The organism is Facklamia sp. P13064, from assembly GCF_050409425.1.
Lineage (GTDB): Bacteria > Bacillota > Bacilli > Lactobacillales > Aerococcaceae > Facklamia.
The window spans coordinates 1-24,987 of the sequence record NZ_JBNUPM010000015.1 but is presented as its reverse complement, the minus strand read 5'-3'; the positions used below and the strand labels follow the sequence as shown (position 1 = coordinate 24,987).

Annotated in this window: 22 protein-coding genes; 1 reads left to right on the top strand and 21 read right to left on the bottom strand. The window is 35.4% G+C overall.

Annotated elements, in window-relative coordinates:
• The 13 genes from pstB to ACQV2S_RS07055 all read right to left on the bottom strand — a co-directional run bounded on the left by pstB (window position 1) and on the right by ACQV2S_RS07055 (window position 14,602).
• Window positions 1-762, bottom strand: coding sequence for a phosphate ABC transporter ATP-binding protein PstB (gene pstB, locus ACQV2S_RS07115; RefSeq protein WP_428874184.1), 762 nt, complete (start codon window positions 760-762; stop codon window positions 1-3).
• 1 nt (window position 763) lies between these two features.
• Window positions 764-1,579 (bottom strand): phosphate ABC transporter permease PstA, encoded by an 816-nt coding sequence (gene pstA / locus ACQV2S_RS07110; protein WP_428874183.1) that lies wholly within the window; start codon window positions 1,577-1,579, stop codon window positions 764-766.
• Entirely contained in the window at window positions 1,579-2,487 is a 909-nt protein-coding gene (pstC, locus tag ACQV2S_RS07105) for a phosphate ABC transporter permease subunit PstC (protein ID WP_428874182.1), read from the bottom strand. Before pstC ends, pstA begins: the two co-directional genes overlap by 1 nt.
• Window positions 2,488-2,664: 177 nt before the next feature.
• The gene (pnpS, locus tag ACQV2S_RS07100) at window positions 2,665-4,422 is read right to left on the bottom strand and encodes a two-component system histidine kinase PnpS (protein WP_428874181.1); all 1,758 of its coding nucleotides are present in this window, start codon (window positions 4,420-4,422) and stop codon (window positions 2,665-2,667) included.
• Window positions 4,419-5,186 (bottom strand): response regulator transcription factor, encoded by a 768-nt coding sequence (locus ACQV2S_RS07095; protein ID WP_428874180.1) that lies wholly within the window; start codon window positions 5,184-5,186, stop codon window positions 4,419-4,421. The genes pnpS and ACQV2S_RS07095 overlap by 4 nt, the downstream gene beginning before the upstream one ends.
• A gap of 137 nt (window positions 5,187-5,323) precedes the next feature.
• Window positions 5,324-6,208 carry a permease-like cell division protein FtsX gene (ftsX, locus tag ACQV2S_RS07090; protein WP_428874179.1) on the bottom strand — a complete coding sequence of 295 codons (885 nt, stop codon included), beginning with the start codon at window positions 6,206-6,208 and terminating at the stop codon, window positions 5,324-5,326.
• Window positions 6,195-6,881 carry a cell division ATP-binding protein FtsE gene (gene ftsE, locus ACQV2S_RS07085; protein ID WP_428885278.1) on the bottom strand — a complete coding sequence of 229 codons (687 nt, stop codon included), beginning with the start codon at window positions 6,879-6,881 and terminating at the stop codon, window positions 6,195-6,197. The genes ftsX and ftsE overlap by 14 nt, the downstream gene beginning before the upstream one ends.
• 42 nt (window positions 6,882-6,923) lie before the next feature.
• A protein-coding gene (gene prfB, locus ACQV2S_RS07080; RefSeq protein WP_428874177.1) for a peptide chain release factor 2 occupies window positions 6,924-8,034 on the bottom strand; the annotation gives its coding sequence in 2 pieces (ribosomal slippage) (window positions 6,924-7,961 and window positions 7,963-8,034; 1,110 coding nt in all).
• A 77-nt stretch (window positions 8,035-8,111) separates the two neighbouring features.
• Window positions 8,112-10,568, bottom strand: coding sequence for a preprotein translocase subunit SecA (gene secA / locus ACQV2S_RS07075; protein ID WP_428874176.1), 2,457 nt, complete (start codon window positions 10,566-10,568; stop codon window positions 8,112-8,114).
• A gap of 225 nt (window positions 10,569-10,793) precedes the next feature.
• Window positions 10,794-11,366, bottom strand: a complete 573-nt coding sequence (hpf, locus tag ACQV2S_RS07070; protein ID WP_428874175.1) for a ribosome hibernation-promoting factor, HPF/YfiA family — start codon at window positions 11,364-11,366, stop codon at window positions 10,794-10,796.
• Window positions 11,367-11,484: 118 nt separating this feature from the next.
• Window positions 11,485-12,243 (bottom strand): ComF family protein, encoded by a 759-nt coding sequence (locus tag ACQV2S_RS07065; protein WP_428874174.1) that lies wholly within the window; start codon window positions 12,241-12,243, stop codon window positions 11,485-11,487.
• Between the two features lie 16 nt (window positions 12,244-12,259).
• Window positions 12,260-13,657, bottom strand: coding sequence for a DEAD/DEAH box helicase (locus ACQV2S_RS07060; RefSeq protein WP_428885277.1), 1,398 nt, complete (start codon window positions 13,655-13,657; stop codon window positions 12,260-12,262).
• 72 nt (window positions 13,658-13,729) lie between these two features.
• Window positions 13,730-14,602 (bottom strand): DegV family protein, encoded by an 873-nt coding sequence (locus ACQV2S_RS07055; protein WP_428874172.1) that lies wholly within the window; start codon window positions 14,600-14,602, stop codon window positions 13,730-13,732.
• Window positions 14,603-14,715: 113 nt separating this feature from the next.
• On the opposite strand from ACQV2S_RS07055, the gene ACQV2S_RS07050 reads away from it, so the two are divergent.
• Window positions 14,716-15,357 (top strand): YigZ family protein, encoded by a 642-nt coding sequence (locus tag ACQV2S_RS07050; protein ID WP_428874171.1) that lies wholly within the window; start codon window positions 14,716-14,718, stop codon window positions 15,355-15,357.
• Between the two features lie 6 nt (window positions 15,358-15,363).
• On the opposite strand, the gene ACQV2S_RS07045 is transcribed toward ACQV2S_RS07050, so the two are convergent.
• From ACQV2S_RS07045 to purR, 8 genes are all read right to left on the bottom strand, one after another.
• Window positions 15,364-16,407 carry an MraY family glycosyltransferase gene (locus ACQV2S_RS07045; RefSeq protein WP_428885276.1) on the bottom strand — a complete coding sequence of 348 codons (1,044 nt, stop codon included), beginning with the start codon at window positions 16,405-16,407 and terminating at the stop codon, window positions 15,364-15,366.
• Window positions 16,408-16,424: 17 nt separating this feature from the next.
• Window positions 16,425-17,258 (bottom strand): ammonia-dependent NAD(+) synthetase, encoded by an 834-nt coding sequence (gene nadE / locus ACQV2S_RS07040; RefSeq protein WP_428874169.1) that lies wholly within the window; start codon window positions 17,256-17,258, stop codon window positions 16,425-16,427.
• A 13-nt stretch (window positions 17,259-17,271) separates the two neighbouring features.
• Window positions 17,272-18,762, bottom strand: a complete 1,491-nt coding sequence (locus ACQV2S_RS07035; protein WP_428874168.1) for a nicotinate phosphoribosyltransferase — start codon at window positions 18,760-18,762, stop codon at window positions 17,272-17,274.
• A 137-nt stretch (window positions 18,763-18,899) separates the two neighbouring features.
• Window positions 18,900-19,871, bottom strand: coding sequence for a hypothetical protein (locus ACQV2S_RS07030; RefSeq protein ID WP_428874167.1), 972 nt, complete (start codon window positions 19,869-19,871; stop codon window positions 18,900-18,902).
• A gap of 65 nt (window positions 19,872-19,936) precedes the next feature.
• The gene (locus tag ACQV2S_RS07025) at window positions 19,937-21,328 is read right to left on the bottom strand and encodes a sugar transferase (RefSeq protein WP_428885275.1); all 1,392 of its coding nucleotides are present in this window, start codon (window positions 21,326-21,328) and stop codon (window positions 19,937-19,939) included.
• A 187-nt stretch (window positions 21,329-21,515) separates the two neighbouring features.
• The gene (locus ACQV2S_RS07020; protein WP_428874165.1) at window positions 21,516-22,499 is read right to left on the bottom strand and encodes a ribose-phosphate diphosphokinase; all 984 of its coding nucleotides are present in this window, start codon (window positions 22,497-22,499) and stop codon (window positions 21,516-21,518) included.
• A gap of 22 nt (window positions 22,500-22,521) precedes the next feature.
• Window positions 22,522-23,889 carry a bifunctional UDP-N-acetylglucosamine diphosphorylase/glucosamine-1-phosphate N-acetyltransferase GlmU gene (gene glmU, locus ACQV2S_RS07015; RefSeq protein ID WP_428874164.1) on the bottom strand — a complete coding sequence of 456 codons (1,368 nt, stop codon included), beginning with the start codon at window positions 23,887-23,889 and terminating at the stop codon, window positions 22,522-22,524.
• A 76-nt stretch (window positions 23,890-23,965) separates the two neighbouring features.
• Complete coding sequence (purR, locus tag ACQV2S_RS07010) at window positions 23,966-24,796, bottom strand: pur operon repressor (protein ID WP_428874163.1); 831 nt, start codon at window positions 24,794-24,796, stop codon at window positions 23,966-23,968.
• Window positions 24,797-24,987: the final 191 nt, after the last annotated feature.

Genomic DNA, 24,987 nt, shown 5'->3' with positions numbered 1-24,987 from the left:
CTATCCAAAGCGTCCAGAAATATAATCTTGCGTTTGATCATTAGCTGGATTCGAGAAGATTTTTTCGGTTTCATCGAATTCAACCACTACACCTTCATAGAAAAAGGCAGTTTTATCAGAAATACGTCCGGCCTGTTGCATATTGTGCGTAACGATAATTACGGTATATTTTTTCTTCAATTCACTCACTAAATCTTCGATTTTGTTTGTTGAAATAGGGTCCAAAGCAGAAGTCGGTTCATCCATTAGAATAACTTCAGGTTGGTTGGCAATTGCACGCGCAATACAAATTCTTTGCTGCTGACCACCAGATACGGCAGTAGCATTTTGATGAAGCTTATCTTTAACCTCGTTCCAAATAGCTGCCCCTTTTAAGGACTCTTCTACTATTTGATCTAATTGTGTTTTATCTTTGATACCGTGAGTTCTTGGTCCGTATGCAATATTGTCATAGATAGACTTTGGAAAAGGGTTGGGTTGTTGGAAAACCATTCCGACTCTTTTACGTAAATCATTAACATCCATCCGTTTATCGTAAATATCCATGCCATCCAAAGCAACTTTTCCATCCACTCGTGTACCCGGTGTCAAATCTTGCATTCTATTTAAAATTTTTAAGAAAGTAGACTTTCCACAACCAGAAGGTCCGATAAGGGCTGTTACCAAATTTTCTTCTATTTCCATATCAATATTTTTTAAGGCATGAAACTCACTGTAATAAAAGTCTAAATTTTGAACTGAGAATTTTGATCTGTTTGCCATTTTATTTTCCTCCTGAACCTAATCGAGCGCCTAAGAGTGTAGATAGCCAGTTGATAATTAAGACCAGCAATACCAAAACCGCTCCTGTTGCATAAGCTTCTTTAACGTGAAAACCTTCTGAAGATAAAACATACATATGTGTAGCCAATGTTCTACCCGAACTCAATAGGTTTTTAACCATACCTGAGGACGTACCCATCGTATAAATTAAGGCCGCCGACTCCCCTACAATACGGCCAATTGCTAAGATAATTCCGGATAAGATGCCTGGCATAGCAACAGGAAGAACAACTGTAAATATCGTTCTTAATTTACCAGCACCCAGAGCTAAGGAACCCATCCTTAAAGAATTATTAACCGAAAGTAAAGCTTCTTCTGTTGAAGAAATAATGATTGGTAAAATCATAATGGATAACGTTAAAATGCCAGCAATGTGAGAATAGGTTTTAAAAATTACATTCACAAACAGTAACATCCCGAATAAACCATAAACAATTGAAGGAACCGCAGCCAGTGTATCGGTTGCTAACCGAATCCAATGTACATATCGATTTCCACGGTCTGCATACTCAACTAAATAAAAAGCTGAAAAGACTCCGATTGGAGCAGATATTAAAAGTGAACAGCCAATCATAATTAAGGTTGAAATAATAGCAGGCATCATCGATACATTGTTTGAATTGTATTCCCAGGCAAAAAGTTGAGTGTTCATAACCGGCAAGCCGTTCCAAAGAATGAAACCGATGATAAAGAGCAACATACCTATGGTAAAAAAGGCTGCTAGCCAAACAATAAAGCGAATGATTTTTGCGCTCATTAAGTTCTATCTCCTTTCGATTTAATCCACATGAAGGTACCGTTAATAATTAAGATAAAAACAAATAACATTGAGGCTGTCATAATTAGTGCGTGCTGGTGATCACCACTTGCATATCCCATTTCCAACACAATATTGGTAGTCAGTGTTCTTGTTCCTTCAAACAAGCTTTTAGCCAACCTTGGTTGATTTCCAGCAATTAAAACAACCGCCATTGTTTCACCAATCGCACGACCAATCCCTAAGATAATGGCAGATAGAATACCAGATTTAGCCGCTGGGACAATGACATTTAAAACAGATCGCTCATGAGTAGCGCCAAGACCCATTGAGGCATTATAATAGTGTCTCGGCACCGCTCGAATAGCTGCTTCTGAAAGTCCAATTACAGTCGGTAGAATCATTACACCTAATAAGACCGAAGCTGTCAGTATATTCATTCCATTATTAGCTGGTAAAAACTTTAATCCTCTGATGAATGGAACCATCATTTGAAGAGCAAAAAAACCATAAACGATTGAAGGAATGGCTGCCATTAAGTTAATTGCTGGCTTAAAGATTCTATATAAAAAATCTGGACAAAAATATGCCATAAAAATAGCCGTTAGAACTCCAATGGGAACTCCAACAACAATAGCGCCAACCGTAACATAAATAGACCCCATAATGAAAGGGAAAATACCATAAAGAGGCTCTTTCCAAGAAGGCTGCCACTGCTGACCTACAAAGGTTTTTAAGAAGCCATGCTTCATTAGAAAAGGAATTCCACCTTGGAATTTCCAAACTCCGTCATCAACTGTTCCACCTACAAAGATGAAATAGAAGATTAAAACAATTGATAAAATAGATAAGAATGCACAAAACATAAAGACATATTTCATGAATCTTTCTAGCACTTTGCCCTGCATTAAGACAACTCCTCCACAATTTACTTGACTACAATAACTCTTGCATTGATAGTACATTGTTATTGTACTTCACCTATGTAAATTCTTTGTAAATTTTCAGCAAATAATGTTACAAATATGTTACAAGACCCTGGGTGAAGGGCTTTCTTATAACATTCTTAACTGTAAGCGTCATCATTAATTAGGGAGAATTATCGTAAACGATGTCCCTACCCCCACTTGACTTTTTACCTCGATTTTACCACCCATCATTTTGACTAAATTGCGCACAATCGAAAGCCCAAGGCCTGTTCCACCTGAATTTCGACTGCGTGCTTTATCAACTCGGTAAAACCTTTCAAAAATTCGATCCATCTCTGTTTCGGGTATCCCTATTCCTGTATCAGCAACAGTTAATTCAATTTTTTTCTTTTTTTCTTTAATACTAATTGTTATTTGACTGCCTTCATCTGAATAGTTAATAGCATTGTCTAATAGATTGGTTAAAATTTGCTCAAAGCGATATTGGTCTGCTTTCAAAGCAATATTGTTATTAGAAATCAATTCGACTTTAATTGATTTTTGAGCAGTTTTTTGAGAAAGAAACTCGATCATATTTTCTGTTACTTTATCCACATAAAAGCTTGATCTAGGTAAATTGTTTTCACTTTTTTCAACACGAGATAACTCAAGAATATCTTCAATAATCATTTCCAGTCGATTACTTTCTTTGGCAATAATGTTAACAAATTTATTAGCTGCCTTCTTATCTTTTAGCGCTCCGTTTAAGAGTGTTTCTGCAAAACCTTTGATAGCAGTCACAGGTGTTCTTAGTTCATGTGAAGCGTTGGCTACAAATTCACTTCTTACCGTTTCTAAACGACGGATTTCAGTTATATCATAGAGTAATACCAAAAAAGACATTTCACTGGCTTGATATTCTTGATAGGAAAGGATATTGACATCCAAGAATTTTGATTTAGGTACATAAACTTCTACTTCTTCTTGTACAGGCAAATGTGTTTGCATCACTCGATTAATCAAACTGATTAATTGAAAAGATTTTAAAATTGCTTGGTAAGGACGCCCAATTACTGTTGGCGACAGTCCTAAAATTTTTCCTAAAGCTGGATTCATGAGATCAATCTTTCCTTGAGAGTCAATGACTAATACTCCAAGGTTGATATTCTCCAGTAATAAAGAGTATTGCTGTTGTCCAGAAATCAGATCATTGCGGTCTTCTCCTAAATACTTGACAATATCGGTAACTGATTGTCCTAATTGATTAACTTCGGGAATCGAATGTTCAAGGTATTCATAATGATAATCGGAATCTCTAACCTTTTCTATCCCTTGCCTTATTGATTGAATCGGACCCGTAGTTTTTAGCAAGGCTAATCGAATAGCTAAGAATATAAGGGAAAGCTGAACCATAATATAAATTGCTACCAGCTTCCAATATTCTTGCCATTTGAAAGAAAAGTAGTTCTTATCGACCGATTCAACCAACCAAACAGTTTGTTTGTTCCAATTTAATTTCTTACCAGCATAGATCCGTTGATCAGCTCTCCAGGAAATTATATTTTGACCTTTATTTTTAATAATCTTTTGATGAATGAGACTCAGACTGCTCTTTGTATTACCTTCTTTTGAATTTCTCCATAAAGTATTGGGTACTAAGCGATTTTTCGAATTATTTCTTTGAGAAATTAAAAAAACCTCGCGATCTTCACCACTAAAGATACTATCTAGGTCTTGATAATAATCTTCTATCCGACTTTGATCTTTAATGAATATGTAAGCTGAATGAGTTTGCACTTGATCTTGTAAAATCGTATAAATTGTCTGCTCAATTTGTCTGTAACCCAAATAAACTAAAGATAAAATACCTATCATAAATAGGACAATTCCTAGTCCCAATTGTCGGCGTCTTTGGCTCGGGTCTATCAGTTTCATGCTTGTGGTACCTCAAATTTATAACCAAACCCTCTTACCGTTTTAATATATTCAGGACTTTTTGTGTCACTTTCAATTTTTTCCCTTAAATGTGAAATATGGACATCGACGATACGCGTTTCACCCGCGTAGTCAAAATTCCATATGTTATTAAGCAGTTGATCACGACTAAGTATACGCCCTTTTCTAACTGCCATATAGAGTAAGAGTTCAAACTCTTTGGGCGTTAAATCAATTGATTTACCATCACATATCACTTCATAGCGGTCTGGAAATATTTCTAACTTACCGAGCCTTATCACATCATTTGAATTCTCAGATGCATTAGTAGGAACTTGTAGAGGTGTAATATCTACTGATTCTGTCTGACTTTCAACCTCTTTTACATTCTTTTCGCTACTTTGCATCCTACGCCCAATTGCCTTAATTCTGGCAATAACCTCCCTTGGGCTAAAAGGCTTGGTCATATAATCATCTGCTCCTAATTCTAAGCCAATAATCTTATCATATTCATCATCTTTGGCCGTCAACATTAAAATAGGTGTTTCAATTTTTTCTTGACGCACACGGCGACATACATCCATTCCATCCATTTTTGGAAGCATAATATCTAAAATGATAAAGTCAAACTTTTCTTTTTTAATCAATTTATAAGCGGTCTTACCGTCTTCTGCAGTGACCACATCAAAACCAGCTTGATTTAAATTGTATTCTAATAACATTAATATCGATTGTTCATCATCGACAACCAGCACTCTTTTCATAGCCAACCTCCTAGGATCTCTAAGTACTTTCTTATTCTATCAGACGCCTTCATCTATTAAAAGATATCTTCTAATCAATAGCTTTCACTACTATAAAAAGACCTCCCTTTAAAAGAATAGGGAAGTCTTTTAAATTTCTATTTAAAAAATTTGTTTACAGCTCTTTTTGCTGCTAAAACACCTAATAGATAGCCCAAAACCAGCAAAATACCAGATATATACAAGATATTAGGATAAATAGGCATGGCATACTCCGGATTAAAAGCCAGTAACTCTTGAGCCAGGCTAAGGATTGCTTGGTAGGAAAAATATAAAACAATACTGGCTATGGCAGCGCCTATAATTCCTACACTTCCCCCTTCAATAACGAAAGGTGCCTTTATATAAGATTTTTTTGCACCTACCAGCTCCATGATTTCAATTTCTCTTGAGCGCGACTGAATAGTTACTTTAATTGTGTTGGAGATAAGTAAGATAGCTATCAGAATAAAAATAGCTCCTAAAATAGCTATAGCATATCGCATAATTTCAATTGTTTGGATCAAGCTCTCAAGATTGACTGAACCAATATTAGCACTTTGAACCCATTTTAATTTTTGAACTTTTTTGGTTACTTGCTCTAATGAATTAGCTGAATTTACAGTGACTAAGTACATATTGTTAAGAGGATTTTGATCCATTAAAACATCAAAATCTTCTGTAATAACTTCTTGGTAAGACTCTAATTCTTCTTCTGCCGACCGATAGACAACTTTAACAACATTATCCATCGCTGCAATTTCATCACCAAGTTTTCTCTCATCAGCAACCTCTGCTAAAGGATCAATCATCACTCGTACTTGAATCTCATTTTCAATCGTTTCTGTCAATTGATTAATATTCAATACGAGAACAAAAAAGGTGCCTAATAAAAATAAAGTTAGACTCATAACTACGATTGATGCAGAAGTCAGCCAGCCATTTCGAAATAAATTTCTCATTCCGTCTCTAAAATGACGAATACGGGATCTAATCCATTTCATTTTTTACACCTCTTTTTATATCTCTTACCAATCTACCTTGGTGCATTTGTAAAATTCGGTGAGGGTGGGAGTTAACGATATTATCATTATGAGTTCCCATTAGAATAGTTACTCCAGAGCGATTAACTTTTTCTAAAGCTCGCATTATCAAAACTGCACTGATTGGATCTAAATTACCCGTCGGTTCATCCGCCACAAGCACTTGAGGACGATTAGCTAAAGCTCTCGCTATGGAAACCCTTTGTTGCTCTCCACCTGACAACTCGTTCGGTAATTGATGCATTTTAGACTTTAAACCAACGATATCAAGAACTTCCAACACACGTTTTTTAATTTTCTTTTTACTCTCTCCTGTAACTTCTAATGCATAAGCAATGTTTTCAGCTACTGTAAATTGGTGTAAAAGTTTGAAATCTTGGAAAACTACACCAACTTGCCTTCGTAATAGGTGAACTTTCCTTTCAGCTAAGTCATGCGCTTTAAACTGATTAACAATCACTTGTCCGCTTGTAACTTTTTCTTGACGATTTAACAATTTCATCAGCGTAGACTTCCCCGAACCACTAGGTCCTACTAAATAAACAAATTCTCCCTTATTTATCTCGAGACTCACATCTTTAACAGCCCATATTCCATTACCATACTGTTTGCTCGCTTTAATTAGCTTAATCAACAATTTCACCTCACATACTAGTAATTCTTCACTCTTTATTACTTATTTTTCTTCTTGGATATTCCACCTTAAGTAAGCATCAATAAAAGGATTTAATTCTCCATCCATTACAGCGTCGATATTCCCCGTTTCATAATTCGTTCGATGGTCTTTTACCATTGAATAAGGGTGGAAAACATAGGACCTGATTTGTGAACCCCAGGCATTATCTTTTTGCTCACCTTTTATCGCTTGTAATTCAGCTTCTTTTTCTTCCACTTCTTTTTGATAAAGTTTTGCTTTCAAGAGGCTCATAGCTTGCTCTTTATTTTGAATTTGTGAACGATTGGATTGACTTTGAGTAACAATTCCTGTCGGAAGATGTGTAATTCGAACGGCAGAAGAAGTTTTGTTTATATGTTGTCCGCCAGCTCCTGAAGCTCTATAAGTATCGATACGTAAATCTTCAGGATTTACTTCTAGCTCAATCGAACCATCAATCATCGGAGTAACATCAATTGAACAAAAGGAAGTGTGTCTGCGCGCATTAGAATCGAAAGGCGATATCCGTATGAGACGATGAACCCCTTTTTCCGACTTCAGATGTCCATAAGTTTTATAGCCAGAAACCTCAAAAGTAGCGCTTTTAATGCCTGCTTCATCCCCATTTTGATAATCTATAAATGTTATCGCATAATGATTGTGACTCGCCCAGCGTTCATACATTCTCAACAACATTTCGCCCCAATCTTGGGATTCTGTCCCTCCCGCTCCTGGGTGAATTTCCATAATCGCATTGAGATGGTCATGATCTCCCGACAAAAGAAGAGATAGTTGATAATCATCAATTTGTTTATTGAGTAAGACCAGCTTTTCTTCTAGCTCTTTTTGTAATTCAGGATCTTGGCCTTCTTCAATAAGCTCTAGTCCAATCATTGCATCATCCAGTCCTTCTTCTAATTGATAAAAAGAGTTTTTTTCGAGTTTACATTTATTTAATTCTTGAATTAAAGATTGAGCAGCTTGATTATCGTCCCAAAAATCTTCCTTTAACATCTTCGATTCCATTTCAGCAACGTCTGCTTCCAATTTATCGATGTCAAAGGGACCCCCTTATTTTTTCAATATTAAGTTGGGCTGATTCTATTTGGTCCTTAATTTCATATATTTCCATCATATCACCTTACTTTTTAAAATTGACACAAAAGGTCCTTTGGAGTTAATCCGCAGGACCTTTGCTATTCTGTCATATTAGCCTTTTAATGTTTTTACACTTTGGTGTTTAGGCATTGAACTTGGTTTTACCCGAGGGCTTGTGGAATTAACTTGCTCCCTCTCCAAATTCTGACGAATTTGTGCCTTCATTATGAATCGAGTGATGTCATATTCAATTGCAGCAATCATTTCTTGGAAGCGATCAAAGCCTTCTGTTTGATATTCTGTTAGAGGGTTCGTTTGAGCGTATGCTCTTAGACCAACACCTTGACGTAAATGATCCATCGCATCAATATGGTCTGTCCATTTCGAATCAACCACACGCAAAATAATTACTTTTTCAAATTCTAAAACTTGTTCAGGACCATTTAGTAAAGCAATTTTCTCATCAAAAGCCGACACAGATTCATTATACAAATAATTTATTAATTCTTCTCTGCTCTTACGTTCTAAGTCTTTTATTGAGATTTTTTCTGGACTAAATAATGTGTTGTGAACGAAGTCCAATAGACTGTCTAAATTCCAATCCTTTTCATCGTTTTCAGTAGCATAGGCCACTTCACGCTCGATGGTCCGTTTAATCATTGCTTTAATATGAGGTGTTAAGGTTTCTTCTTCATTAATCACCGCCAATCTTTGACCATAAATAACTTCTCTTTGCTCACGCATAACTTCATCGTACTCTAAAACACTCTTACGAGTATCGTAATTATTACCTTCCACTCTCTTTTGGGCTGATTCAACTTGACGAGATAACATCTTACTTTGAATAGCAAGATCTTCTCCTTCATTGTTGTCGTCTGTCATATTCAGTTTTTCCCAAACCTTTTGAATTCTGTCTGATCCGAAACGTCGCATCAAATCATCTTCTAGTGATAAATAGAATTGTGATGCCCCGGGATCTCCTTGACGTCCTGCCCGTCCACGTAACTGGTTATCAATTCGACGTGATTCGTGACGTTCAGTTCCGATAACAGCGAGTCCGCCTACTTCTTTAACTCCTGATCCTAACTTAATGTCGGTTCCCCGTCCAGCCATATTGGTCGCGATGGTTACCGCACCTCTTTGACCGGCAGCCATAACAATTTCAGCTTCTTTAAAGTGATTTTTAGCATTCAAGACTTCATGAGGAATACCTTCTTTTGTTAATAATTTTGATAGGTACTCTGAAGTTTCTACAGCCACTGTCCCTACTAAAATAGGTTGCCCTTTAGCATGACGTTCTTTGATTTCTTCTACGACGGCAGCAAATTTAGCTTTTAAGTTTGGATAAAGCAAATCTGGGTGGTCTTTTCTAATAACTGGTCGATTGGTTGGGATTGAAACGACGTTAATATTGTAAATTTCTCTAAATTCTTCTTCTTCCGTCTTAGCCGTTCCCGTCATTCCAGATAATTTTTCATACATACGGAAGTAGTTTTGGAAAGTAATCGTTGCCATTGTCTTGGACTCATCTTGGATTTCAACATTTTCTTTTGCTTCAATCGCTTGGTGAAGTCCATCTGAATAACGACGACCGTCCATAATACGACCTGTAAATGGATCGACAATCTTAACTTCCTCTTCGTCTACCACATAGTCAATATCATGAATCATAATGTAATTTGCGCGTAAAGCTTGATCAATATGATGAACCAGTGATGAATTTTCAACATTATACAGGTTTTCTAAGCGAAAGATTTTTTCAGCCTTGTCAACTCCAATATCTGTTAAAACAATTGACTTAGAAGTCAAATCAATGGTGTAGTCTTCTTCTTCTTTCAATCCCTTAACAAAATAATCTGCTCGATTATAGAGGGCTGTCGATTTCTCACCTTGACCAGAAATAATCAACGGTGTACGAGCCTCATCAATTAAGATAGAGTCCACTTCGTCTACTACCGCAAAATATAATGGTCTTTGAACCATTTGAGACTTGTAAACAACCATATTATCTCTTAAATAGTCAAAACCTAATTCGTTATTTGTAGAATAAGTCACATCACAAGCATAAGCTTCACGCTTTTGAGCAGCGTTCATTGAGTTTAGATTTAAGCCGACTGTTAAGCCTAAAAAGCGGAAAACTTCTCCCATTTCTTTAGAGTCACGAGTTGCTAAATAATCGTTAACAGTAACAACATGAACCCCTTTACCTGACAAAGCGTTTAAATAAACAGGCATTGTCTCTGTCAAAGTTTTACCTTCACCGGTTTTCATTTCAGCAATATCACCCTTATGAATGACAAAGCCGCCTTGAATTTGGACACGATAGGCCAATAAGCCTAATACTCGATAAGCAGCTTCTCTTACAACAGCAAATGCCTCTACCTGAATATCATCTAAACTTTTTCCACTAGCTAATTTATCTTTTAAAATAGTAGTTTGGGCACGCAGTTCTTCATCAGTCATCGTGCGGTAATCTTCTTCTAAGTCGATTACCTGGTCAGCTAATTTTCCGGTTCTTCTCAATTCAGCATTATCATTTTCAATTAAATTTTTTAAAAAGTTGGCCATTAATATGCTCCTTTAATTCCCATAATCCTCATTTACCCATTCCATGAATAAATTTTCTCACTGTAACATTGTATCATTAAAAACTCGACTTTCAAACATTTTTATCTGCTAGTGTATTGTAAAAGTTTAATTCCTTCTGCTTTTTAACAATAAAAAATGAAGAGCATTGATAAGCTCTTCATTTAACATTTGATATTCACTATATTCTAAGGATACAACTTAATCTTAATCCATTCTCGCTGTTTCAATTAATCCATATCGACCATCTTTACGGCGGTAAACGATATTAATTTCGTTTGTTTCTCCTTCTTTATATACGAAGAAGTCATGGCCTAGCATATTCATTTGTAAGACTGCTTCTTCTGAATCCATCGGTTTTAAAGCAATTCGCTTTGAACGAACTATTTGTAAATCGGGTTCGCTTTCATCTTCATGATTATTTACATTTGAAGCTTGTACCAAATCTGATGTAGTTATTCCTTCGAAGCCTTTTTCACGTGATTTGCGATTAATTTTAGTCTTATATTTCCGTACTTGTCGCTCTAATTTATCAACTACAAAATCAATACTCGCATATAAATCAGGTGTTGTCTCTTCAGCTCTGAGCACTAAGAAAGATAAAGGAATAGTTACTTCTGCCTTTGCTGTTTTATCAGGATAAACCCTCAAATTTACATAGGCAGTTGCATTCGGTACATCATTGAAAAAACGCTCAAGTTTTGAAACTTTCTTTTCGGCGTATTCTCGAATAGCTTGAGTAACCTCGATATTTTCTCCACGAACATTATAGTTAAACATAAATATCCCTCATTTCCTCTCTATTTGGTCTAAGGCTAATGAGCCATAAACCCAAAAGCTATTACTAGCTTAAAATTATTATAACACATGCCCACATCGATTGAAAGCGCTACACATTCTAAGCAAGTGATTGATTTCTTGCTAAAGTAATACTTTTTAAATCCATTTCTTCTTTAGCAATAGCTTCAAAATGTTGAACTATCTCTAATTTTGCTTGTATCATAGTTGCCCCTGTTGTATAAACATCATCAAAAATCATTAGACCTTTCTTTTCTTTTAATTTTTCTTTTTCTATATTTATCCAAGCAAATGGACGATTGAGTGTTAAACGATCTTTTCGACTTTTTGCTGCTTGTCTAATTTCATTTCCAATGTAATGGAAGGGACAACAATAAGGGATGTGGGCTATTTCTAATAAATATGCGGTCGGATGAAACAATCTCCTTTTCAAGCTTGATTCAGAGCTAGGTAAAATTAACCAAAGGTAGTTTGGATAGTGTTTATATGTTTTCTTTAAGACTTGCTTCATTACATTCGCCATCCGGCAATCTCCATCATATTTATAACGAGTGATCCAATTTTTAAAACCAGCATTGTAGTCAAATAAGGCTTGATTGTTTATTAGCTTTAGAGGATATTTTTGGCGCCAGCGATAACAATCTAGACAGTAATTCTCATCAGTATCTTTGATTCTATAAGTAGTTTGATAGTGGTTGCTACCATCTAATTTTCTTCCACAGGCTCTGCAACTTTCACTCTGATAATGATAAGGAACGAATGATTTTAAACAGTCTGAACACAATGGTTCAAATTCAATAGCTTGCCAGGAAAATAACTGTTGCCAACTTAAATCACGTTGGTAATTTTTCTGGCACATCAAACAGACCCTTTCATCAAGCATTTGCATTTAAAAGTCCTCTCTTGCTCGCTAACTGATTCATTCCCTTAATTTCTATAGCCGCTCTTTTCATTTCTTTTGTAATACCATAATGACCAAAAACAACTTTACCTGATGGATAAGCAGCCTTCCTTCCTACCCTGCCACTCATTTGAACTAAAGCTGATTTAGAGAAAAGAGGGTCCTCAGCACCAAGGACAAACACATGACAGTTTTCAAAAGTTACTCCCCTTTCAAGAATGGATGTAGAGATTAGTATGTCATAATGACCTTTGCGCATTTTTTCTACCTTTTGATGTCTTAGAGGATCTGTTGAATATACATAGGTAAGTCTAAGGCCTTTAAAAAGTTTCTCTAACCACTCAGATAATAGAATTGCCAACTTGATATTGGCTATAAAAATTAGTTTTCGACCTTCAAGCGCAATAAAATGTTTTAGGCTTAAGAGAAGTTTGGAATTCTTTTGTTGATTTACTAAGTTAGTTTTCCAATCTCCCAACCACAAAAATATGGGTTCAACCAAAGGAAAACCATGAAATCGCGCTGGTAAAATGGTCTGGTGAATCAAGCCTTTTTTGACCGCTTCCACAATTTTTTTATCCGGTGTTGCTGTCAGAAAGATTAATTTACCCTTCTTTTTAACTGCTCGATTTACCGCGAAATGTAAACTCTCATTATCAACATAGGGAAAGGCATCTACTTCATCCACTATTACTAGGTCAAAGGCTTGAAAAAACCTTAGCAACTGATGGGTAGTTGCTATTAAAATTTCACAGGGCTCATATTTTGTTTCACTCTTTCCATGAAGCAAAAGAACTTTGACCGAATTAAAAGCAGCTTTAATTCTTGGAAAAAGTTCAATGCACACGTCAACTCTTGGAGAGACTAAAGCTATCTTTCCATCCTTTCTTAATATTTCATCGATTATTGGAAAAAGCATTTCTGTTTTACCAGCTCCCGTTACAGCATGGATTAAATGTGGGTGACTACTATCATCCAATTGTTCCGCAACTTCTTGTGAAGCCTTATTTTGCTGTGGCGAAAGTTTCCCTTGCCAGGTGAGAAAGGATTTTTGATTTCTTATAGTTAAAGGTTGATTGTTTGGTAAATAATAAAGCAAATCGTTACTACAAATTCGTCCCATTTGAAGACACGAACAACAATATATAATCTTCTTTTTATTAAAATAAAACTTATAGTATTGTTGTTGATCTTGACAATTGCACCTGGAACAAAGGATGTGCTTTTGTTTTATTTGTATAGCAGGCATTGCGTGTAGATGATTAAATATCGTCTCTAATTTCCAGCTGGATTGAGAAAGAAATTTATCCCAGATTATTGTTACTTCTCTTTGAGTCATTAATTGACCAATAAAATACTCTTTCCACTCCATCAAAAAAATCTCCTTCCATGTCTTTTTATAAAGTACACAGAAGGAGAATAATTAGTGCTATTATTTACCTGTTTAATTAGGATCGTAATTAGGCATTATGGCTAAGCCAATACAACCTTTTCCGGTATGTGTACCGATAACAGGGCCGATCGAGTTAATTTCTATATCAGAGATCGTTAACTCTTTTTCAATTAATTCTACAACCACACTACATTCGTCTTTAGCATTGGCATGTGTCATCATAAGCTGAATACCTTGGGGATATGATTCAATTGCTTCTTTAATTAGTTGAATCCATCTAGCATACACCTTTTTATTAGTACGGATTTTTTCAAAGAGAAGAATATTTCCTTCCTCATCAAAATGCAATAAAGGACGAATTTTAAGCAATTGGCCTAGTGTAGCAAAACCTGCATTTAAACGTCCACCTTTAACTAGGTTCTCTAACTCTTCGACCATCAAATAAGTTTGTGTATGATTTGCTTGCCAAGTTAGTTCAGCCACGATATCTTCTAATTCCTTATCCGCTTCGAGTCCTTTTAAGGCTTTCCTTGCCAAACCTTCAATGACTATGCATGAAGACTTAGAATCGATAATATAACTTTGAATACGATCTTGGTATTCAGTTAGTACCGATTGCGCTAAAGCTAAAGTTCCTGATATTTTTGAAGATAGATGGATAGCTATGACTGCTTGAAAACCTTCTTCAACAATCTGATCCATCAATTGGTAGTAGTCACCTGGATGTGGTTGAGAAGATTTAGGTAATCGATCACTTTTTTCCATATACTGATAAAACCGCGTCTGCTCATCAATATCAGATGAATCTTTAAAAACAGTCCCATCATCAAAAATAACACTAAGATCGACTTGAAAAACGTTTGATTGACTGGCTATTTCCTGGTTTAAATATGCTGTAGAATCTACTATAATTGCTGTTTTCATTTTTCACTACCATTCCCTGTCTGACTAATAATCAGTTGTTTTTTAAATATGTTACACTGTTTAAAGAATCTATATGTTATCTATTATCCTAACATAAATGAAAGGAAAGCTATATGTTTAATTATTTAAGTATCCAAAAAGAAATTGTACATGAAATTGAAATAAAAAAATCTCGTTTTATTTGTTTTCTGTTTCCAATCAAAAGTGAAGAAGAATTTAATCAACACTTGCTTAGTATACAAAAAAAGCATTATAAAGCAAATCACCACTGCTATGCTTTTAGTTTAGAGGCTGACTCAAGTATTCAACGCATGAGTGACGATGGCGAACCAAGTGGTACAGCAGGTCTACCAATGCTTGAAGTTCTTAAAAAAGAGGAATTAACTTTTGTCGCAGCCATTGTTGTTCGCTATTTTGGTGGAAACAAGTTAGGTGCAGGTGGTTTAATTCGCGCTTACACCCAAGTAGTTAGTGAAAGCTGCCAATTGGCCAATAAAATTAAAAATGTTAACCAGACCCTTCTTCAAATTGAAATGGATTATGCACAGCTTGATCGCTTTAATCATAATCTTGCTCAAATGCCTGGCTTACCTTCTGTTCTAACCATCGAATATCTCGAAAAAATTCAAATGACAATCGCTATTCATTCTGACTTCCTAAAGGAATTTGATAGCTATTTAGTCAATTTTTTAAGTGGACAAGTTAAAATAGACAGTTTAGGTAATCGAGATATAAATATACCTTTTAAAACTTAAAAAGATTCATTTGTTTGGAGACTCTTTTCCAATATGCACAGTAAAATAAACCATTGCTACAATCAATACCATTGTCATCACCCATATCAGCCACTTTAAATTAGGAAAGGCATGGAGGGCTAGGGTAATCAATGAAAAAACGGCAGATAAAGCCATCATCATTTTATTGATTGAACTTTCATTATAACCCCTTCGCAGTAACCGATGATGGATATGCTCTTTGTCTCCTTCAGTAACCGGGGTTCGTTGGTGTAAACGCCTCATGAAGGCAAAAACAGTATCAAAAAGTGGAACAGCAAATAAAAGTATTGGAAAAATAAAAGAGTAAAGACTGGCGTTTTTTAGATTAGTAACGGTTAAACTAGCGTACATAAATCCAATAAATAAAGCCCCAGTATCTCCCAACATAATTTTAGCAGGTGGCCAATTAAATATTAAAAAACCAGCAATTGCTGCAAATAAAAATAACAACTTTAATACAAAATCCAATTGAATGGTTAAAGAAAAACCTAAAGTTATTATAACCATTGAAAAAAGACTCACCAGGCTAACACTTGAAGCTAGGCCATCAATCCCATCTAATAAATTTAATGCATTAGTTACTAAATAAATCCATACTATGGTTAAGAGATATTTCAAACCATTAAAAAGTAATGGGTCTTCAAAATTAATGAGTTGAGATGAAAAAGAAATGTCACTATAAAAATAGACATAATGACAGGCGATTAAAATACCGATTGATTTTTTTAAAGCAGATAAATTTAACCTATCATCTAAAACGCCCGTTACAAGGATAATTAAGGAGGCTACAAAAAGACTCCCTTGCTTATCCCAAAGAGTAAAAGGATTTAATAAGTAATAGCTTAACCAATATGCCATAAATACAGCAATACCACCGTAAGCAGGTGGTGTTCTTTTGCTATTATTCTCTCTATTCTTAAAATCAAGGGGCTTTGTATAATTAAGCAACTTTAATAAGGAATAGGAAAATGCTAATGACAATATGAAAGCAAGCACTACCCTCATTATTATTTCCAGTACAATGGACATTATTTCATCTCCTTAAATCAAGATTCCCTCCAAAACTGATCAAAGACAGTGACTGGCAGATGGCGTTTATGTTGGCTACTTAAGTACCATTTTTCAATTATTGCTGCTTCATGGTCTTTTACTTCACGTCCTGTCAAATAACGATCAATGGTTTGATAAGAAACACCCAACGCTTCTTCATCGGATAACATAGGACGGTCTTCTTCTAAATCGGCTGTCGGTATTTTTTGATAAAGGTCTGCCGGACAGTTTAGGGACTGTAGCAACTGCTTACCCTGATCTTTGGTTAAGCGCCACAAAGGCATTACATCCGCTGCCCCATCTCCATATTTAGTAAAGAATCCTGTGACACTCTCTGCTGCATGGTCACTTCCTACTACAACACCTGAAAACTGTCCTGCTACCGCATATTGCATCACCATACGCTGTCTCGCTTTAATATTTCCTTTATTAAAATCGCTAACTTCAATTTGTTCTTTTTTCAAAGCTTGAACAACTCCTAAAGTCGCCTCTTCAATATTTAGATTTAAAATTCGGTCTGGTGCAATAAAATCTAGAGCCTTTAGTGCATCTTCTTCATCATTTTGGACAGCATAAGGAAGTCGTATAGCAATAAATTGATACTGGTTATCGTTTGTTTCAGTTCGGATTTCTTCAATAGCCATTTGCGATAATTTCCCTGCTAAAGTGGAATCTTGTCCTCCACTAATACCTAATACCAATGACTTTAAACCTGCATTTTGATAGAGATAATCTTTCAAAAAGTTAATAGATCGCCGAATTTCAGCTTCTGGTTCAATCCTTGGTGAAACTTTTAAATTCCCTATGATTTCTTTTTGCAATTGTCTCATATTATTCTCCTTATCAGAATTGATCTGTTTGAAACGCCTCAACTCTTAAATCAACTTGGTCGCGAACCTCTTGTATACTATCCATTTTCAAATCGTATAATTTTTGCGATAAATCAACTGGATAAACTTGTGGATTTAAAATGCGCTTATGCTCTTCCCATAAGCAGTTAATTTTATCCTCTGAATAATCTTTAATAGTTAATATATCTGGTAAATCATATACTTGCTGACCCTCTTTGTATATATCTATTAAAAGTGGACGCGCTTCAAAGTCCTTAACAGTTTTATTGATATAGGTATGAACTGGATGGAACATGAAAAGTTCCTCTAAAAGATCGGGCCTTTCATCTATTAAAGCAATATAGTCACCTTCCACCTTGCCATCTTTTTTTCGAGTAATTCGCCAAACTTGTTTCATACCGGGTGTAGTGATTTTTTCTGTATTGGAAGAAATTTTAATTGTCGGTACAATCTCACCTTTGTCATCTTCGATTCCAACTAATTTATAAACAGCACCTAGAGCAGGCTGGTCATAAGAAGTTATTATTTTAGTTCCAATACCCCAATCGTTGATTTTTGCACCCTGCATTCGTAAGTTTAAAATGGTTTTTTCATCCAAATCATTGGAAGCTATTATGCGCGCTTCGGTGAAACCTGCTTCGTCCAATTGCTCACGAATTTTTTTTGATTGGTAAGCCATATCTCCCGAATCAATTCGAACACCGATAAAATTGATTTTGTCACCCATTTCTTTAGCTACTTTTATAGCGATAGGTATGCCTGAACGTAATGTGTCATAAGTATCTACTAAGAAGACGACATCACGATGCGTTTCAGCATAAGCTCTAAAAGCTTGATACTCATCTCGGTAAGCTTGTACCAAAGAATGAGCGTGAGTACCAGAAACAGGAATACCAAATAATTTCCCAGCCCTAACGTTTGAAGTTGAATCAAAGCCTCCAATAAAGGCTGCACGCGTTCCCCAAATAGCCGCATCCATTTCTTGCGCTCTTCTAGCACCAAATTCAGAAATTTTATCCCCTTCACCCACTACCGAACGAATACGTGATGCCTTTGTGGCAATTAAAGTTTGGAAATTTATTATATTTAAAATAGCTGTTTCAACTAATTGGCACTGACCAAGTGGTCCTTCAACTTGCATCAAAGGTTCGGTTGCATAACAAAGCTCGCCTTCTTGCATAGACCTAACAGATAACTCTAGTTTCATATCTGCCAAGTATTGAATAAATGTTTCGGGGTATATTTCTAAGCTTCTTAGATAATCCAAGTCAGTCGCTGAGAAATGAAATTGATTCAAATAGTGAACAACTCTTTCTAAACCAGCAAAAATAGCGTAGCCATTGTTAAAAGGGTTTTTGCGAAAGTAGACTTCAAAAACAGCCAGTTTTCGATCAATCCCTTTTTCCCAATATGTTTTCAACATATTGATTTGATAAAGATCGGTGTGGGTCATTAAGCTGTCATCAGAATATTTATAGATCATTTTAATCTCCTCAACTGAATAATTTTATTTATTGTATCATACTATTGCCCTCAATGTTGATTCAAAAAGAGTGCATAAGTTATAAGCTCATTATAAAAAAGCCTTTAGTTGAATGCTCAACTAAAGGTTTTTACTAATTACTCTTCTATGGTATTTTCTTCAGAAGTTTGCATGGCCTCCAAAGGAACCTGAATATTAAAGCTTTGACCATACTGGTCAAAGTCAAAATTAGCCGAAATACTTATAAGCTCTGGTAAATTAGACCGGTCTGTTTGACTCACTGAATCGATAAAAACTTTAGGGTCTGTGTCAATCATAAAGGAAAAGTTCTTTATCAGCCCTGTCACACTCTCATATGTAACAGTCATTTGTGGATTCATATTAAAGAAATCTTCAAACATATCAGGATTCAAGAATTCCCCCAGAGATTCTTCATATTCTCGGTCGATGGGTTGTCCCAGATCTTCTGATTGCTCAATCGCTTTGTTAGCTGATTGCTTAACCAACTGTTTTAAATCGATTGCCTTATCTAAATCATTGTAAAAGCTAGCTCCATTAATATCTTTTTTCAACTTAAAAAGATAATCTTGACCTTTTTCTTCAAATTCAAAGTATTTATCAATAAATGTTTTGGCCTCTGAAGTCATTTCGCTTTCTACTAAGCCATTTGATACATTTTTAAAGGATGCTTGAAGACTATCTAAGATATCTTCTTCTGATACCGTCCATTCTGAAGTCTTCCACTCTTTAGATTGAGTGTTGTAAATATAATTAAATCCTTCTTTAGCATAGCTTTCAAAACCTACAGCCTCTGAACCTACAAATGGAGAAATTATTTTTGCTACCATTTGTAAAGCTATCGGTTGAGCATTTACTAATGCGTCAATTTCTAGGTTTCCAAAATCACTGGTCATATTTTGCGAGGAAATTTTCACGCCTACTGTACCTTCCATATGAAAGGATTGGAATTCTTGTTGGTTTGCTTTTACCGCCACATCTTGCCAAGCATCTGAAACTGTTTCTTGAGCACTCACATAAGACTGAGGGATTAGCAGCAGATTAACCATTATCATTAAAAAAAGTGTTTTTACCTTATTACGTTTATTCATAATATCCTCCTTATAATTTACTAGCAAAAGCCTAACATAAACAATAAACAACATCTAGAAATAGCTTACTCATAAATATGAATTTTGGATTGAAAATCCTTCCATGAAGGTTGGCAGAGATCTTCTTGGTCTAAACCTCTTGAAGAAACCTTATCAAATAATATTTTTAATGTTTGAAACAACAATTTAAAATCAAAGGCTAATGAGTAATTTTTAATATAGAGCAGATCAAAGTTTAATTTATTATTAAAGTCTGTAGCATATTTTCCATAGACTTGAGCATAGCCAGTGATTCCTGCACGTACATGATGACGCAATTCATAATAAGCATTTTCTTGACTAAATTGATTAACAAAAAAAGGACGTTCAGGTCGCGGTCCAACGAGCGACATATCACCTTTTAACACATTGATTAATTGTGGAAGTTCATCAATCCGAGTAGTGCGAATAAACTTTCCTACCCTCGTCACTCGTGAATCATTAGAACTAGCTAATACGGGTCCAGATTTTTCTTCAGCCGTTTGAGTCATTGAACGAAATTTTAAAATGTTGAAAGGTTTAGATCCTTTTGTAATTCTAACTTGACGATAAAAAATTGGTCCCTTACTGTCTAGTTTTACAGCTATGGCTGTTATTAACATGATAGGCGAAGCTAAAATTAATAAAAGAAGAGAAGAAGCAATATCAATCGTCCTTTTGATAATAGCTTGTTCAAAAGCAATTGAAAAAGTAGATACTTCAATTAAACTTTCATCTTCAAAGCTCATTATATTTGGATTAACCATCATTAAATTTGCAAAGTTAGTCGATAAAAAGAGCTTTTTGTTATTCCGCATCAAATAATCGTATATTTTTAGTCGTTCTGTTTCTTCGATATAACCAGTAAGGTAAACAATATCGACCGCATCCGATAATTTAACCACACGCTGGTAATAATCTGACAAGACTACATGAGTTACCTCATGTCTACGATTGGTCATTCTATCAAAATTAACCACTGCATTTAACGCCTTTTTATTCTCCCCTACGACTAAAACTCGTTTACGGCCAGATAATCGATGATAAAGGATGTAAGCTACAGCATTAAATAAATATACCAATATTGTCCCTACGAAAAGGTTAAGTAAAATAACAGATCGCGGAAAAGTTAGCCAAGACCCAGCATAAGTAACGGCCATCATAAAAAAAGACAAAAATAATTGAGATAGCATGGTAAAGTAGAAAAGGTCCATTAAAGTTTTATTATAAAATATATAGGTACCAAAGAAGAAGTTGATCAAAATAAAACCTATTGCTATCCAGAAACAACTTGATTCAAAAGCTATAAAATTTCTATAGGGAATTTGGCCTGAAAATTTTAAATAAAAGGATAATAGAATTCCTAAAAGACATACCAGTGAACCCATTATAACTACAACAAAGCGTAATAAATTATTCCATTCTTTTCGATGGTTCATAATAAAACCTCTTTCTTTCCGTTGGTTCTTACTCATTATACCGACTTCTTTAAAAAATAACCATCAACATTTAGTCTGATTAATTTTTAAGCTCTCATATATTTGTATTGAAATAACTTAAGCTCGTCCCATCTAATTTAAAGATAGAACGAGCTTAAGCTTCAAATAAAAAATTTACAATTAAAGTCTACTCAATGATAGTGAATTTTTCATTGAAAAGAGGTGAAACAGAACGGTTCTCGTGAATACGTTTAATTGCTTCAGCAATTAAGTGTGCAACAGACACAATTTCAATTTTATCAATTTTTTTGTCTTCAGGCAGTAGAATGGTGTCTGTAACAATTACCTTCTTGATAACAGATGTTTGCAATCTTTCTAAAGCTGGCCCAGAAAGAACCGGGTGAGTACAGGTGGCATAAACTTCTTTGGCTCCACGATCAATCAAAGCTTGAGCAGCGATTGTAATTGTTCCTGCCGTATCAATCATGTCATCAATTATCACTGCTGTTTTATCTTTTACATCTCCAACAATACTCATCACTTCTGCAACGTTAGGACGTGGGCGACGTTTATCAACAATAGCAATTGGTGCCTTTAAAAATTCTGCTAGTTTTCGTGCACGAGTTACGCCGCCATGGTCAGGTGATACAACAACAACATCATCGCCAAAAAGTTTGTTATCAATAAAGTAATTTGCCAGTAAAGGAGCACCTAATAAATGATCTACAGGTATATCGAAAAACCCTTGAATTTGGGCAGCGTGTAAATCCAATGCCACTACACGGTCTGCTCCTGCTTGCTCTAACATATTTGCTACCAATTTAGCTGTAATTGGTTCACGAGACTGTGCTTTACGGTCTTGACGTGCATAACCATAGTAAGGAAGCACTACATTGATTGTTTTTGCTGATGCGCGACGCAAAGCATCAATCGTAATTAATAATTCCATTAAATTATCATTAACTGGTGAGGAGGTCGATTGTACGATATATACATGTGCCCCCCTAGTCGATTCATCAATATTTACACGTATCTCTCCATCAGCAAACCTAGATAAAGAAATTTCACCTAATTCTACTCCAACAGCTTTTGCAATTGCTGCCGCTAACTTTTCGTTAGAACTTAATGCAAAGATCTTTAATTTTGGATCCTTATAGTGTTCACTTGCCAACCAAATCCCTCTTTCCTTAAATTTATTTATTGATGTATTTAGTCCAATAACCTAACTTATTAACCTGTTCGCTACGTGAAATAGCTAAGGCTTCCGCTTCAACATCCTTTATAATAGTTGAACCAGCAGCTATAAAGGCACGGTCCCCAATCTCAAGTGGAGAGACGATATTAGAGTTACTTCCAAGAAATACTTGATCGCCGACTTTCGAACGATATTTTCTTTTACCATCATAGTTACAAAAAATAACACCACAGCTTACATTGACATCTTTTCCTAATTCAGCATCACCGATATAGGCTAAGTGACCTGCTTTGGTATCTTTACCTAGTTGAGAATTTTTAACTTCAACAAAATTCCCAATACGGACGCCCTCTGCCAAATAGCTATTCGGTCTTAAATGCGCAAAAGGTCCTATTTTTGCTTTATCTTCAACCTTTGATTTCTCAATAACTGACTGAGTAATTATTACTGAGTCCCCTACTTGGCTATCTACAATCTCACTGTTGGCACCAATTCTTACTGATTTACCAATAAATGTTTCGCCCTTAAGCTGAACACCCCCCTCAATCACCGTATCTTCACCAATTTTTACATCCGCTTCAACATAAGTCATTTCAGGATTAATAAAGCTCACGCCATTTCGCATATGATTTGTAATGATACGTCGGTTCATTAGCTGCTGAGCTTTAGAAAGCGCTACTCGATCATTCACTCCAATTGATTCTGCAAAATCATCCATATTAAAAGCATGAACTTTTTTTCCTTGTTTTTGAAGAATTTCAATAATATCTGGTAAATAATACTCGCCCTGGGCATTCCGATTGCTCACTGATTTCAAAGCTTTAAACATACTTAAATTATCAAAAATGTAGGTCCCTGTATTAATCTCATCTATAATAAGTTCTTTTGACGAAGCGTCTTTTTGCTCCACAATTTTAAGAACTTGGCCTTCATCATCACGAACAATTCGACCATAACCAGTAGGATCTGAGGTTCTTGCAGTCAAAACGGTTGCTTTTGAACCTGTGCTTTCATGATGCTCAAAGAGTTTAGTTAATGTTTCTCCTGACAATAAGGGTGTATCTCCACATATAACTAAGGTACTTCCTTTTTCATTTGCCAGAAGATTCTCAGCTTGGAGTACTGCATGACCTGTTCCTAATTGCTCGGATTGAAAAGCAAAATCAGTAAGGTTTTTTAATTCTTCTTTCACTAAATCTGCCCCATTACCAACAATAGTTACGATCTGCTCGGCACGACTTTCCAAGACTGATCGAACAACATGTTCTGCCATGGAAATTCCACTAATTTTATGGAGAACTTTAGGTAAGGCTGACTTCATGCGTGTACCTTTGCCAGCTGCTAAAATAACCGCCATTCTTTTCATTCACTCACACTCCTTCTATCTGCGACATTTACCCTTATATTATATCTATTTAAGGACCATATGGCTATGCAGTTTCCTAATTAAAAAAATTTCCTGCTTCAATTTCCAATTGATAATGACCTAACTCATTGTTATAACGTAATTGAGTTTCAAAAAGAGCGTGATAATTTGGAATACTCATTCGATTTTTTACCTTATTCTCTGCAAAAACGCATATTCCAGCTGCTTGCGAATCAAATTCTTCAATTAAATTTAAAAGCCCTGTTAATGTTCCCCCATTACGAAGAAAATCATCCACAATTAATACACGACTTTGCGATTGCAAAGCTGACTTCGAGAGTTCCATTTTCTTAACAGTCTGCGTAGAACCCGAAGTATAATTAATCGAAATGGTTGATCCTTCTCCAGAGGTAGATTCTCGACGTACCACAACATAAGGTTTGTTTAGATATAATGCTACTGCCGCTGCTAATCCTATCCCTTTAGCTTCTATGGTAAGAATGGTATCAATCTCTTTATCTGCATATTTAGCTGCAATAAGTTGAGCAATCGGATTTAAAACACTCGGATCTTGTAGTAGGTCATTCACGAAAATATAGTTTCCTGGGAGAATTCTCTTACCTTGAGAGAGTCGCTCTTTTACTTGACGCTGAATAATTTCAACTTCCTCTCCCGACAGATGTGGACGAAAAATAACACCTCCTGTTTTACCAGTCAATGTTTCAAGTTGCCCTAGTTGCATTTCATCAAAAACTCCTCTGACCATTCCCAAATCTTCACTAATTGATGATTTAGCACATTGAAATTTATGCGCAAAATCTTGTAAGTTTAAGAGTTGGTTGGGATTATTCATTAGTTGTTGGGTAATTGCTATTAAGCGCTGGTTTCGTTTATATTTTTTTATCATTTATAAAAAGCCTCCTTTTCCAAACATTAAGCAAACTTTATCATTATTTGTTCGAATTTTCAACAAAAATCTCTATCGAAAAAGGGGCTGTATCATAAGTCTCAAACCGAAAAACCACTATAAACGTTGTTTAAATAATGTTTATAGTGGTTTTTATGGTATAATAAAGATATAAAAAAGCAGAAAGTTGA